Annotated in this window: 17 protein-coding genes; 7 read left to right on the top strand and 10 right to left on the bottom strand. The window is 34.0% G+C overall.

Going from position 1 to position 13,454, the window contains the following annotated elements; all coding sequences use genetic code 11:
• Positions 1 to 102: 102 nt before the first annotated feature.
• From LDP15_RS11045 to LDP15_RS11035, 3 genes are all read left to right on the top strand, one after another.
• A complete protein-coding gene (locus LDP15_RS11045) occupies positions 103 to 642 on the top strand; it encodes a PadR family transcriptional regulator (RefSeq protein WP_015427070.1) in 540 nt (179 codons plus the stop codon).
• A 167-nt stretch (positions 643 to 809) separates the two neighbouring features.
• A complete protein-coding gene (locus tag LDP15_RS11040) occupies positions 810 to 2,288 on the top strand; it encodes a glycosyl hydrolase family 18 protein (RefSeq protein WP_015427071.1) in 1,479 nt (492 codons plus the stop codon).
• Positions 2,289 to 2,307: 19 nt separating this feature from the next.
• Positions 2,308 to 2,970 carry a lytic polysaccharide monooxygenase gene (locus LDP15_RS11035; RefSeq protein WP_015427072.1) on the top strand — a complete coding sequence of 221 codons (663 nt, stop codon included), beginning with the start codon at positions 2,308 to 2,310 and terminating at the stop codon, positions 2,968 to 2,970.
• A gap of 42 nt (positions 2,971 to 3,012) precedes the next feature.
• On the opposite strand, the gene LDP15_RS11030 is transcribed toward LDP15_RS11035, so the two are convergent.
• The 8 genes from LDP15_RS11030 to LDP15_RS10995 form a co-directional block, all read right to left on the bottom strand.
• Entirely contained in the window at positions 3,013 to 4,305 is a 1,293-nt protein-coding gene (locus LDP15_RS11030; protein ID WP_015427073.1) for an adenylosuccinate synthase, read from the bottom strand.
• Positions 4,306 to 4,577: 272 nt separating this feature from the next.
• On the bottom strand, positions 4,578 to 5,198 hold the full coding sequence (locus LDP15_RS11025; RefSeq protein WP_015427074.1) for a cadmium resistance transporter: 621 nt from the start codon (positions 5,196 to 5,198) through the stop codon (positions 4,578 to 4,580).
• Positions 5,199 to 5,456: 258 nt separating this feature from the next.
• Positions 5,457 to 5,615 carry a hypothetical protein gene (locus tag LDP15_RS11020; RefSeq protein WP_004254823.1) on the bottom strand — a complete coding sequence of 53 codons (159 nt, stop codon included), beginning with the start codon at positions 5,613 to 5,615 and terminating at the stop codon, positions 5,457 to 5,459.
• 169 nt (positions 5,616 to 5,784) lie between these two features.
• A complete protein-coding gene (locus tag LDP15_RS11015; RefSeq protein WP_015427075.1) occupies positions 5,785 to 6,069 on the bottom strand; it encodes a hypothetical protein in 285 nt (94 codons plus the stop codon).
• 249 nt (positions 6,070 to 6,318) lie between these two features.
• Positions 6,319 to 6,996, bottom strand: coding sequence for a hypothetical protein (locus tag LDP15_RS11010; RefSeq protein WP_015427076.1), 678 nt, complete (start codon positions 6,994 to 6,996; stop codon positions 6,319 to 6,321).
• Between the two features lie 90 nt (positions 6,997 to 7,086).
• On the bottom strand, positions 7,087 to 7,584 hold the full coding sequence (locus LDP15_RS11005) for a pyridoxamine 5'-phosphate oxidase family protein (protein WP_042230787.1): 498 nt from the start codon (positions 7,582 to 7,584) through the stop codon (positions 7,087 to 7,089).
• Positions 7,585 to 7,669: 85 nt separating this feature from the next.
• Positions 7,670 to 7,921, bottom strand: coding sequence for a hypothetical protein (locus LDP15_RS11000; protein WP_015427078.1), 252 nt, complete (start codon positions 7,919 to 7,921; stop codon positions 7,670 to 7,672).
• 89 nt (positions 7,922 to 8,010) lie between these two features.
• Positions 8,011 to 8,340, bottom strand: coding sequence for an iron chaperone (locus LDP15_RS10995; RefSeq protein WP_015427079.1), 330 nt, complete (start codon positions 8,338 to 8,340; stop codon positions 8,011 to 8,013).
• A 235-nt stretch (positions 8,341 to 8,575) separates the two neighbouring features.
• Here LDP15_RS10995 and hslO point away from each other — a divergent pair, with 235 nt between their 5' ends.
• The 4 genes from hslO to LDP15_RS10975 all read left to right on the top strand — a co-directional run bounded on the left by hslO (position 8,576) and on the right by LDP15_RS10975 (position 11,424).
• Positions 8,576 to 9,442: an Hsp33 family molecular chaperone HslO gene (hslO, locus tag LDP15_RS10990; RefSeq protein WP_015427080.1), complete on the top strand. Its 867-nt coding sequence runs from the start codon at positions 8,576 to 8,578 to the stop codon at positions 9,440 to 9,442.
• 54 nt (positions 9,443 to 9,496) lie between these two features.
• Positions 9,497 to 10,018 carry a dihydrofolate reductase family protein gene (locus LDP15_RS10985; protein ID WP_015427081.1) on the top strand — a complete coding sequence of 174 codons (522 nt, stop codon included), beginning with the start codon at positions 9,497 to 9,499 and terminating at the stop codon, positions 10,016 to 10,018.
• A gap of 75 nt (positions 10,019 to 10,093) precedes the next feature.
• Positions 10,094 to 11,098 (top strand): tRNA dihydrouridine synthase DusB, encoded by a 1,005-nt coding sequence (gene dusB / locus LDP15_RS10980; RefSeq protein ID WP_012898479.1) that lies wholly within the window; start codon positions 10,094 to 10,096, stop codon positions 11,096 to 11,098.
• A 95-nt stretch (positions 11,099 to 11,193) separates the two neighbouring features.
• Positions 11,194 to 11,424, top strand: coding sequence for a hypothetical protein (locus LDP15_RS10975; protein WP_004254795.1), 231 nt, complete (start codon positions 11,194 to 11,196; stop codon positions 11,422 to 11,424).
• Between the two features lie 39 nt (positions 11,425 to 11,463).
• Here LDP15_RS10975 and LDP15_RS10970 read toward each other — a convergent pair whose 3' ends face one another.
• On the bottom strand, positions 11,464 to 12,348 hold the full coding sequence (locus tag LDP15_RS10970) for a YitT family protein (RefSeq protein WP_004254791.1): 885 nt from the start codon (positions 12,346 to 12,348) through the stop codon (positions 11,464 to 11,466).
• Between the two features lie 149 nt (positions 12,349 to 12,497).
• The gene (locus LDP15_RS10965) at positions 12,498 to 13,373 is read right to left on the bottom strand and encodes a YitT family protein (RefSeq protein WP_058218986.1); all 876 of its coding nucleotides are present in this window, start codon (positions 13,371 to 13,373) and stop codon (positions 12,498 to 12,500) included.
• Positions 13,374 to 13,454 lie beyond the last annotated feature (81 nt).

Raw genomic sequence — 13,454 nt, 5'->3', positions numbered from 1 at the left:
TATAATAGAATAGACAGTTTTTTAAAAATGAAGTTTAAATTCTACATCAAAAATTTACAATTTACTATTTTTTGTGTATCATGGAAATAAAGGAGAAAAAATATGAGCCATAGAGATAAATTATCTTATATTATACTTGGACTTTTAAAGACCGAACCATTAAGTGGTTATGACCTTAAGAAAAAGTTTGAAAGTGAAGTCGGTGAATTTTGGCAAGCCAACACAGGGCAAATTTATCCTTCACTTAGAGTATTATTAAACGATCAAGCCGTTACTTTTGATGTACACATTGTAGGTGAAAAGTTAGAGAAAAAAACCTATCAAATTACTCCAAAAGGAGTCGAACTATTTAACGAGTGGTTAAAACACCCTGTTGACCGCTATCCAATTCAAAAAGATGAATTCATGCTCCGCCTATATTTTCTTGATGACAAAAATGAAGAAAATCTCCAAAAACTAATTGAAGAAGAAAGTATTGTCCACCAGAAAAAACTGGAATATCTGATTAAACGTCAAAAAGACCTCTTTGGTGAAGATGAAAAAAATAAAAAAAGTGGCCACTATTTGGTTTTAGATTTTGCTATTCAAAGAGAAACTTTTAAAAAAGAATGGTTAGATTCTTTACTTAAAGATTTAAAATAAGAAAAACACTAATATTTTATGAATATTAGTGTTTTTTTATCCTTCAAAAATAATTATTTTATAAACCTTTTTATTTTTAGTTAAGGAAAAAAATTGTTAAAATAAAGTTAGCGCTTACAGAACAAGATTCCGGAATCTTTAAAATCACTATTGTTTAGGAGATATTTATGATTTCAGTGAAAAAACGTAGAGAAATTAAGGCTTTTTTGGTAACAGCATCTATAGGAATTGTTGTATTAGGAGGGCAACAAGTCTTAGCAGATGCAGCTAGTGAAATGGTCAATCCAAAAGATAAAGTGCTTGTAGGTTATTGGCACAATTGGAAATCAACAGGAAAAGATGGTTATAAAGGAGGAAGTTCTGCTGACTTCAATCTTTCAAGTACACAAGAAGGCTACAATGTAATTAATGTTTCCTTTATGAAAACACCTGAAGGACAAACCCTTCCCACTTTCAAGCCTTATAACAAAACTGATACTGAATTCAGAGCCGAAATTTCAAAATTAAATGCCGAAGGTAAGAGCGTCTTAATCGCTTTAGGAGGAGCTGACGCTCATATTGAATTAAAGAAAAGTCAGGAAAATGATTTTGTTAATGAAATCATTCGTCTTGTAGATACTTACGGCTTTGATGGATTAGATATTGATTTAGAACAGGCTGCAATTGAAGCAGCAGATAATCAAACTGTTATCCCATCTGCTTTAAAAAAAGTTAAAGACCATTATCGAAAAGATGGTAAAAACTTTATGATTACGATGGCTCCAGAATTTCCTTACTTAACAAGTTCAGGTAAATATGCACCATATATCAACAATTTAGATTCGTACTATGATTTCATCAATCCTCAATACTATAATCAAGGAGGAGATGGTTTCTGGGATAGTGATTTAAATCTGTGGATTTCTCAATCAAATGACGAAAGAAAAGAAGATTTTCTCTATGGTCTAACTCAACGTTTCGTAACAGGAACAGATGGGTTTATTAAAATCCCAGCCAGTAAATTCGTTATTGGTCTACCATCTAATAATGACGCTGCTGCAACAGGTTATGTGAAAGACCCCAATGCCGTAAAAAATGCATTGAATCGCTTAAAAGCTTCTGGTCACGAAATAAAAGGTTTAATGACTTGGTCAGTAAATTGGGATGCTGGAACCAATTCAAATGGTGAAAAATATAATAATACTTTTGTAAATACATACGCCCCAATGCTCTTTAACAATCAACCGATTGAAGATACTGAAAAACCAACCTTGCCCACAATTTCAATTAGTAATGTGACTGCTTCTACTGCCACGATTCAAGGAAAATCTACAGACAATGTCCGCATTGATCACTATGAAATTAAGATTGGTACTCAATCTTTTAAAAGTACATCCGGCTTACAAGATGTGACTGGATTATCCAAAAAAACTGAATACAACGTTGAAGTTGTAGCAGTTGACCCTTCAGGTAATCGTTCTGATACGGCCAGAGCTACATTTATGACACTGGACACATCAGCGGAAAATAATACTTGGCAAAAGGATAAAGTTTATGTTCAAGGTGATCGTGTTACTTTTAATGGAGTAAATTATGAAGCAAAATGGTGGAATACTGGCCAACAACCTGACCAATCAGGAGAATTTGGCCCATGGAAAAAGCTATAAATAGGAGAGGAATAAATTTATGAAAAAACTACTTACTGGTTTATTAGTTGCTGCAGGTCTACTCAGTGTCTCCCTTTTAATTAAAGCAGATACTGTATCAGCTCATGGTTATGTTCAATCACCACCAGCTAGAGGCTATCAAGGACAATTAGATTCTCAAAGTTTAGGGTGGACCGCCGCTTTTAATATTTACGGAAATGTTATTAGTAACCCACAATCTTTAGAAGCACCTAAAGGCTTCCCAGAGTCTGGTCCCGCTGATGGTCGGATTGCTTCTGCAAATGGAGGCTTAGGCCAAATAGGCGACTTTGTTCTAGATAATCAAACTAGTTCACGCTGGAAAAAAACATCTATTAGTACAGGTTCTAACATCTTCACTTGGAAATACACTGCACCTCATAAAACAACGAAGTGGCACTACTATATGACCAAAACAGGTTGGGACCAAAATGCACCTTTAAAACGTTCAGAATTAGAACTTATAGGGACAATCAATCACGATGGTTCTCCTGCAACAAATAATCTCTCTCACACGATTAACATTCCAACTGATCGATCTGGTTATCACATTGTTTTGGCTGTCTGGGATGTAGCTGATACTTCTAATGCTTTTTATAATGTAATTGATGTCAACGTCAATAATAAAAACTCTAGTTCACAAGTCTTCGGACCCTTCTTGTAAACAAAAAAAGTCAGAGCATGCTCTGGCTTTTTTATTTGGACTTTATACGCCCCAAACTGATTCTAAAACATTAGTTTGTTCACGACCAGGACCTACTGAGAAAGTCGAGATACGTACGCCAACTAGTTCACTAACACGACGAACATAGTTACGAGCAGCTTCTGGTAACTCTTCTAAAGTCCGGCATGAAGTAATATCTTCAGACCATCCTGGCAATTCTTCATAGATTGGTTTGCAATCTGCTAATTCTTTAAGTGATGCTGGATAATGAGTAATTTGTTCACCATTACTACGTTCGTAAGCAACACAAATTTTTACTGTTTCAAGTCCTGAAAGAACGTCAATTGAATTCAAACTAAGATTAGTCAAGCCAGAAACACGTTTTGCATGACGCATTACGACTGAGTCAAACCAACCAACACGACGTGGACGTCCTGTTGTTGTTCCATATTCATGTCCTACTTCACGAATTTGATGTCCAACTTCATCAAAAAGTTCTGTTGGGAATGGACCATCACCCACACGTGAAGTATAGGCTTTACAAACACCAACAACTTTTGAAATTTTTGATGGACCCACACCAGAGCCAATCGTTACCCCACCAGCTACTGGGTTTGATGAAGTTACAAATGGATATGTTCCTTGGTCAATATCAAGCATTACCCCTTGCGCACCTTCAAAAAGGACACGTTTTCCTGCATCAAGGGCATCATTCAAGATAACTGAAGTATCTGTCACATATTTTTTAAGTTGTTGACCGTATTCATAGTATTCTTCAAAAATTTCTTCAAATTCGATTGGTTCTGAATCATACATTTTTACAAATTCACGGTTTTTAGCTTCAAGGTTTGTACGTAAACGTTCCTCAAAGATTTCTTTGTCAAGTAAGTCTGCAACACGAATTCCGACACGAGCTGCTTTATCCATATAGGCTGGCCCAATCCCTTTAATGGTTGTCCCAATCTTCTTATCGCCTTTGGCTTCTTCTTGAAGGAAGTCTAATTTTTTATGGTAAGGCAAGATAACATGTGCACGGTCTGAAATACGTAAGCTCTCTGCAGAAACTCCATTTTCAGCGAGATAAGCGATTTCTTCAATCAGTGATTTTGGGTTAACAACGACACCATTCCCAATAACGGAAATCTTTTCAGGGAAGAAAATTCCTGATGGAATGAGGTGAAGTTTGAACTTTTTGCCGTCGATGACGATGGTATGACCTGCATTGTCTCCCCCTTGATAACGGGCAATAACTTCTGCATTTGAGCTTAGGAAATCTGTAATTTTACCTTTTCCTTCGTCTCCCCATTGCGTTCCGACAACTACTACTGATGGCATAATATTCTCCTTTTGGATAGTTTTGACTATCCACTTTTCTTAAAATATTTTGCACGCTCCAAGTTCGCTTGGCTGGCATTTCTAAAAAACTTCTTCAACTTTTGAACTAATTTATCAAAAGTAAAAGATAAATCATTTCTTGAAAGCTCCTATCGCACTATTTTTTATTTTATCAAAAAACATCAAGATTTACTTAAAAAATCCTGATGCTTTTGATTAAATCTAAATTATCGTTCGGAAATACGGAACTTTTTTAATCTTTAAATTATGTTTTACAAAAAACTGAGAATTTTGGAGACTGTTCCACTTTCTAGTAAAACCATTATTCCAAGTATTATATAAACAAAAGCAAGAATCCAACGACTGTTTTTTTCTAAAACGTCATGAAGGTGAGGAATTTTTGCAATTGTTTTTCCAAGAAGCCCTAAAATTAATATGTTTAAGGCAAAAATTATTATAGATAATAGCAAATTATTTGCTGACAGTGTCATAAAAAATGGAGTAAACAAAGCAATGTTATCCGCTCCACAACTCGCAAAAGAAATGATAATAACAGTTCCAAGCAAGCTTTTATTTTTCCTTTTTTGTAGCAATTCATCTAATTCTTCATCGTCATCATCATCCCCAAAGAATAAATATTTTATTCCTAGTCCTAAAGGAATCAGGCCCAGTAAGCCTAAAATCCACTCTTCTGGAACAAGTTTTAGGATGACCGCAAAAAATAAACTGACCAATACAAGTGCAAAAGAACCAATTATTTGTCCCAAAGTAATAGATAAATGACTTTTTTTATCAAAACGAACATATAATATTGCTAGTAATATAAGTAAATCTAGGGCTGTTGCCCAGTAGATAACCGTTGAATTTATTATAACTGAAAACATATTAACCATTTTCTAACCTCTCAAAGCTATTGAGGATGAGCTTTTTCATTATTCTACTAAATAAAAAGCTATAAGCAACGGATTTAAGATTGACAACTTTAAATGCTTTGAACAATTTCCATGGATATTTATTATTTTTGTTACAACTTGTAAGTTTCGATTCTTTAAATTTTAGAAAACGAATAAAAGACAGGACAACATTCTTCAGTTAAGAGCTAGCAAAATATCCATTATACAATTATTATCACTTATCTGACATTTGAGTTATTAATTTAGTGAAAGAAGCGAGATATTTTTTTCTTCAACTACTTTTAATTGACCATTTTCCAATTTTACAATACAGCTATGTTGATAATTTGATTCATCACCAAATATAACGGTAGCTTTCTGTCCATCAGCTAAGATGATGATGTCGCCTTTTTTCATGTTCTAAATTCTTTCTATTTTATAAAAATGGATTTTATCCAGTTGGATGATAGATTACATTTATCTTGAGATTATAGTTTGCACCCTAATACAAATTTTAATATTTTAGCAAAATAAGCTATATTTTTTCGGATTATTAGTGCTAATTGTCTTAGAAAACTTTATTTTCTCAATCATTTATCGGAAATGCATCCATAGATTTTAGAGAACGAGCAACTGGGACAATTCTTTTACTTTTTTGTTGACTTTTAAAACCTAGAGTAATTTCAGAATTATCGTTAGGTAGCTTCTTAGCAATTTTAGAAACTATTTTTTGCAGGACTATAATTTTACTTTGTGCATAAGAATCCCCCATTTGTGAATCTATATTTATATTAAATAGCCTTTTTGAATCTCTTTCTTTTTTTGGATAAACTTCAATCATATCTCCTTTAGAAATATCTGCATTTGTCACATTATGAACGACTTTATAACTCCATTCATAATTATCAAAAGTAAGCTTCGAATCCCCTTTAACAGCAAGTTCTGATTTTAAATCTGAAATTACTGAATCGTACTTGCTATTTTTATTCTTTGAGCATGACGATAGTGTTAATATTACAAGAAAAGTAAGATCCCATAAAATAATTTTTTTTCATAACTACTCCTAGTTGTTAAACTCTTATTCCATATCAATTTGTTTTTTATGTTTGTGATTGAAAAATTATGAATCTTGAGGATATGTCCAATTTTTAGTGGTTGAATTATAATATGTTCTTGCTTCATTTATTATATTATCAAAAGTAGGAAGTCCTAATCCTCCATTTTCATAATGAGCCTCAGTATAAGCTCTTAAATGTTCAGGGAGTATTTCTTTTACTTTGTTTTCAATCGCTTCTGTACACTGCTTATAATCGCTATCATATTTTTCTTGAAACTGACTGTCACTATAACTTATTTTTGGTTCAGCATACATGGTAATGATATCTCGCAACATTTGTCTATGCCAATCCTCTTTCTCAAGTTCAATAGATTTATATCCTTCTTCAAGTTTTTCCTGATCTTCTTGTGATAATTTTGATGAATCCTTGTAATTAATTGAAGAGCCAGTATCTGTAGACTCCCTTTCTTTTTTGGAAGATTGAGAAGTGCTACTAGCAAAACTTGCTTGTGAACTCTTTGGACTGGGATAGAAAAAGATCGTTAATAAAATTCCTATCGCAAATATTAAAAGACTCACAATAACAGTTCCTAAAACAAGCACTGTTTTTTTATTAGAGTTTGGAACACTAGACTCCTCGCGTACCAATCCTAGTGAAAGAGCCTTTTCATAGTCTTCTTCATTAGGCTCACGCCCATTTACATTTTTAAAGGATTTCTCCCACTCCTTTTTTCTAATCATTTTCTACTCCAAATTTTCATAATTTATATAAAATCATTCTCTTTTAAAGAACATTTTTATGTAGCTTAACAATATAGGTCCCCAAAATTTCTAATTTTTTTCCTCAGGATGGATATTTTGTTTTACAGTATATGAGTCCAATTCAATTTTTATTACTCCAACTCGCTCTAACATTTTTTCTGGCATGGGGTCGTATTCTTTTCCTTTTGCTGCATGCTCCATTAAAAGCTCCAATGCCGCCCTCTTTTCGTCCAAATTTTCTATCATTTCTGCTTTTCCAAAACCAATCAAACTTTGATAAGCGTAAGAATAAGTTGAAGCATTTTTATTTCCTTCGATTAGCTTATGATGACTATCCATTTCGATAGCAACTAAAGGATTTTTTTCTAGCATTGATACTTTCTTTCCTTCTTTTGCTCCGTGAATATACAATGTTAGTTGATCATTATTATCCCAAGAATAGCCGAAATTTACTGGTACTACATAGGGGTAAATTTCTCCATTTATGGCCAGACGAACGACTTGTACTTCTTCAACCAGTTTTTTAATTAGCTCAATATCTGTGACCTGTCTTTTAGCTCTTCTCATATCCATTTTTATTATCCTTTACTTCTGTATTGGTTCAATTAATTTATATTAAGTTTTTACATATGATTATTTTAAAATACCATTCTCAGGGCTTACTTATCCAACGAATCCATTCGGGCAAAGATTCTTTTTTAGGCTTGTAACCTTTCTTAAACATCGTATAAAAATATTCTTTATTAAGACGTTCAAATCTATCTAAAAATGATTCATCTACATTTTCATTTTTACGAACTGCATTGATAAAAGCAGTTAAAATAATTGCTATGACTAGTCCTATATAAATTAATATAAAAAAAGCAATAAATATTAATATTGGTCCAAGTGGTACAGTTCGCATAATTCACATTCTTTCTTTTAATAATTGGTTTCAGGATACATAAATTTACAAATACAAATAATTTTTATAGTTTATTATCAAAACACCAGTTAAATTTTATGGCCCAAGTTCCATTTTACAATCTCACTAACTAAGCGTTTGAGTTCATTGGTTTCAACATCATAAGGGACTTTTATGGTCCCTTTACTGCATTCGTATTGTTCTTTAAGAGACGCACTATTATTTTCAATGAAGTTTGGTTTGGGATATATTCCTAAGTGCTTTTTTTGAGGACTTGCATAAATAAGGACATTCTTATCCTTAAACCATGCAGGCATTCCGTAGGAAATCCGTTCTTGTACTTCAGGAAAGACCAATTTTACAGTTTCTCTGACAATGTTCATTAACTCATCATTTTTAAAATAATCTTCAAATTCCATAGCAGGCCTCTCTCATCTTCATTATCATTTTTTTGTTGTTTTTAGTAATAATATGTTCAAAAAATTTATTTACTGCTATTAGTTTATCAAAATCCTTTATTCTTAACAAACACTTTTAAGATTTCTCAAACGTCAAAGGAAAATCTGAGGTTTTTTCTTGCTTTTATATCATTTATTGATTGACAATTTTTGTGCTCTATTGAGGTCAGTTGGGGTCTTGTGGTACAATAGACTCATGGATAAAATTATCAAATCAATCTCAAAAAATGGGCATTTCAGAGCTTTTGCTTTGGATTCAACCCTAACTGTGAAAGAAGCACAGGAACGCCATCAAACATGGCCAACTTCGACGGTTGCCTTAGGTCGTACATTGATTGCTGGACAAATTTTAGGAGCTAATGAAAAAGGTGATACTAAAATTACAGTTAAAGTTCTGGGTGATGGGGCAATGGGTCCAATCATCGCAGTCGCTGACAGCCGCGGCCATGTCAAAGGTTATGTCAAAAATCGTGAACTCGACTATAAAAAAGCTTCAACTGGTGAAGTATTAGTTGCTCCTTTTGTTGGTAATGGCTTTTTAGTTGTGGTCAAAGACATGGGACTTAAACAACCTTATAGTGGTCAAGTTGATTTAATTACTGGTGAAATTGGCGAAGACTTAGCTTGGTATTTTTTAAGTTCAGAACAAACTCCTTCTTCTGTTGGTGTGAATGTTTTGCTTAATGAAGACTCAGATACAGTCAAAATTGCTGGTGGATTTATGTTGCAAGCTTTGCCAGATGCTACTGACGAAGAAATTACCGAAATTGAACATAATATCAAAAGTATGCCTTCAATTGCAACAATGCTGACAAGTGAAGAACCATTAAAAACGATGTTAGACAATATTTATGGCGATATGGAATACAAAAATCTTGGCGAATTTCCTTTGGAATTCAAATGTGATTGTAGTAAGGAACGTTTCCTTGAAGGCATTAAATCTTTAGGAAGAGAACCAATTGAGGAAATGATATCCGAGGATCACGGTGCTGAAATTATTTGTCAATTCTGTGAAAACAAATATGAGTATTCTGAAGATGAATTAAAAGCACTCCTTAAGTAAAATAACTAATTATTTTACTGACAGAAATTCTATCAGTAAATAGAATTGAGAAAAATGACTGTAAAACTTTTTATTGCTTCTACATTAGACGGCTATATTGCCACCAAAGAAGAAAGTCTCCAATGGCTTTTTGATGTTGAGGGTGAGGGTGATAACGGCTATGGTGCTTTTTATAGTGGTATTGATACAATCATTATGGGGAAAAAGACTTATGATTGGTTAGAAAAAGAGCAAGCCGGTCAGTGGCCTTATTCTGACAAAACTTCTTATATTTTAACTCATCAAGAAATTTCTTCTACTGACAATATCGTTTTTATTGACAAAGAAAAACTGACAGAGCTGTCAGTAAATTTTGCGGATACTGACAAAAATATCTGGGTTGTTGGCGGCGGAGAAGTCATCAAACTTTTTCTTGAAAATCATTGGGTTGATGAATTACAAGTTACCATTGCCCCAGTTTTACTAGGAGGCGGAATTCCACTTTTTCCGTCAGGAAATTACAAAGAGAAACTTCAACTGATTGATACAAAAACCTACGGACAATTTGTTGAATTACATTATTTAGTAAAAAAATAGATACTGACAATTTTGTCAGTATTTTTTAAGCCTTAAAACCTTGTGAAATCTCAAAAAATTGCTATAATATTCTTTATGACTATGGACAAAATTTACAACGAATCGTGGAAAATTGGCGATATCGAAATAAAAAATAAAATTGTGTTAGCACCAATGGCCGGAATTACGAATAAAGCTTTTCTGACTACTGCTAAAGAATTTGGAGCTGGACTTGTTGTAACTGAAATGATTTCTGATAAAGGAATTGAACATCGCAACAAAAAAACTTTGGAAATGATGGATTTTGAAGGGGTACCTCATCCACTCTCAATGCAAATTTTTGGGGGTGAAGTAGATACTTTGGTTGAAGCAGCCAAATTTGTTGAAGCAAATACTGTTGCTGATATTATTGATATCAATATGGGTTGCCCAGTACCGAAAGTAACTAAAAATGAAGCCGGTTCTCGTCTTTTGCTTGATCCTGATAAAGTTTATGATGTGGTCTCTGCTGTTTCTAAAGCTATTTCAAGACCACTAACAGTGAAAATCCGAATTGGTTGGGATGACGACCACCTTTTTGCAGTTGAAAATGCTAAAGCGATTGAAGCGGGAGGCGGAGCGGCTGTTTCTATGCATGCACGAACCAAAGCACAAGCTTATACAGGAAATGCTCAAGAAAATTGGCACTGGCTCAAAAAATTGACCGAAAATGTCAATATTCCGGTCATCGGAAATGGCGATGTCAAGACTCCTGAAGATGCGAAACGCATGATTGATGAAACAGGCGTCACTGCGGTCATGATGGGAAGAGCAGCCCTTGGAAACCCTTGGATTCTTCATCGTACCGAGCATTATCTACGAACAGGTGAACTATTGCCTGAACCAACAGTTGCGGAAAAAATGGAAATTGCAAAACTTCACTTGGCACGTCTCGTCGAATTAAAAGGTGATAATCTTGCTAGCCGAGAATTTCGTCAGCATGCAGCATATTACCTAAAAGGAGCTTCTCGTGCAGCAAAAGTAAAAGTTGCTGTCAATCAAGCAGAATCACAAGCAGAAATTATCACTATTCTCGATAATTTTGTGAATGGAATCAAATAAAACGATATGAAATCTGGAAATTTCCAGGTTTTTTAGTTATAATAAATATAGAAATAAATATTCACACAATTCCGAAAATAGAAAGGGTTTTCTATATGCGTACAACAAAAGCCACTGAAGAAATCGAAAAAGCTATTATTCACCTGAAGAAAGCAAAACGAGAAATTAGTAATTATACTTTTGAATACAATGTTCAAAACTTGATTCAGTTAGATAAGACAATTAAGCAGTTGGAAAATATCAAAACTGGAATCAATGCAGATAGTTTTTCTGTTGAAGGAGTCAAATCTACCGGTGAAATTGAAGGCGCACGTCTTTCAAGATAATTAATTTCACTGACAAAAATAAAAAATAGCTCTCTGGAGCTATTTTTTTCCTTTTTTAGCCACTTTATAACGACTGCGTGGATAAGTAAAATCACCAATGACTTCATGAACATTTATAATTGATGTGAAAGCATTCGGGTCAAGAATAGACAAAATTTGTTTTACTTCTTGAATTTCTCCAGGGTTTAAAACAACATATAAAATTTCTTTAGAATTTCCTGAGTAAGCCCCTTCTCCATGTAAATAAGTCGCGCTACGACCGATTTCTTCAATAATTGCTTTAGCAATTTCAGCATGGTTATTCGTGATAATAAGCATTCCTCGAACCGTATAACCACCAGATTGAACCACATTAATTACTTGTGCTGCCACAAAACTTGCAATCAAAGTGTACATCATATGGCGTAAATCAATATAGCTTAATGAAAGTAACATCACACAAGCATCAAAGATAAAGAAAGTTCGCCCAACAGCGACCCCAGCCTTAATCTGCAAAAGCTTGGCAATAATATCGGCCCCACCAGTCGTTCCACCAAAACGGAAAACTAAACCAATTCCTGTTCCGGCAAATACACCAGCGAGCAAAGCAGCGATTAAATAATCATGTCCAACATTAATTGCGACTGGAATCCGTTGGAAAATCCACATCCAGATTGAAAGACTCACGATTCCCCAAATTGTATAAACAAAGGTTCGGCGCCCAAGAAAGCGATAGCCAAGAATTAAAAGTGGAATATTTAAGATAAGCTGGGTGTAGGAAGGGTCAATATTCAATAAAGCATAACCAATCAATGAAAGCCCAGCGACTCCACCTTCAGCCAAGTGGTTCCCCATGTTGAACTCAACAAAACCAAAGGCATAGATTGCTGTACCAATTGTAACAGCAAGAAGTTGCAAAAAATGCACCTTAGATAATTTTTTCATAATATTCCTCAAAAATTTCGATGAAATATCCTTGCCGAGGGCAAGGACGTTTAAATCTATTGTAGTTTAAATTTAGAATTTAGTCAACTTTTGAAAACTTCTCCCTTTTTAACTTAAATATCTTAAAAAAAATAGCTCAATGAGCTATTTTATTTTTTTAAATCTTTAAATCTACCCCGTTTAGGAGAGAAATCTCCCACAACTTCATGAACATTGATGACTGAAGCGAAGGCATTCGGGTCAATTACCGATAGAATTTGTTTTACTTCTTGTATTTCACTTGGGTTAAGAACAACGTAAAGCACTTCTTTTTCAGTTCCTGAATAGGCTCCTTCACCGTGTAAATATGTTGCGCTTCGGCCAATTTCTTCAATAATTGTTTTAGCAACTTCTACATGATGATTTGTGATAATAAGCATTCCCCGAACTGTATAACCACCATTTTGAATCAAATTAATCATTTGCATTGAAATAAAGCTGGCAATCAAAGTATACATCATATGTTTAAGGTCAACATAACTTAAAGATAGAGCCAAAATACAAGAGTCAAAGATAAAGAGCATTCGCCCAACAGGAATTCCTTTTTTTATTTGAAATAACTTAGCAAGAATATCCGTCCCACCTGTTGTTCCACCAAAGCGAAAGACTAATCCAATTCCTGAACCTGAAAAGACTCCGGCGAGTAAAGCGGCTATTAGAGTATCATTTCCAATATTAATTGTAAAACTGACCCTTTGGAAAATCCAGATCCAAACAGCTAAACTCACAATTCCCCAAATTGTATAAATAAAGGTTCTTCTTCCTAAAAAACGATAACCTATCATCAAAAGAGGAATATTGATTAAAAGTTGAACATAAGAAGGGTCAATATGCCATAAAGCATAAGAAATCAAAGAAAGTCCGGCGACCCCTCCTTGAGCTAAGTGATTCGCCATATTAAAGGCGACAAAGCCAAAAGCATAAATTCCAGTACCAATTGCGATGGCAAGCAAGTACAAAAAATGTACTCGTGCAAATCTTTTCATTTTATTTCCTCCTTTATTTTTTCAGATAATAAGGGGAGAAAGTCCTCCTTTTGGCTTTCTCCCTTTTATCTTTCTTTTTTC

This window comes from Lactococcus sp. SK2-659, from assembly GCF_020218185.2.
GTDB lineage: Bacteria > Bacillota > Bacilli > Lactobacillales > Streptococcaceae > Lactococcus > Lactococcus lactis.
Note: the sequence above shows the minus strand (reverse complement) of the source record. Positions and strands in the feature narration are given on the sequence as shown.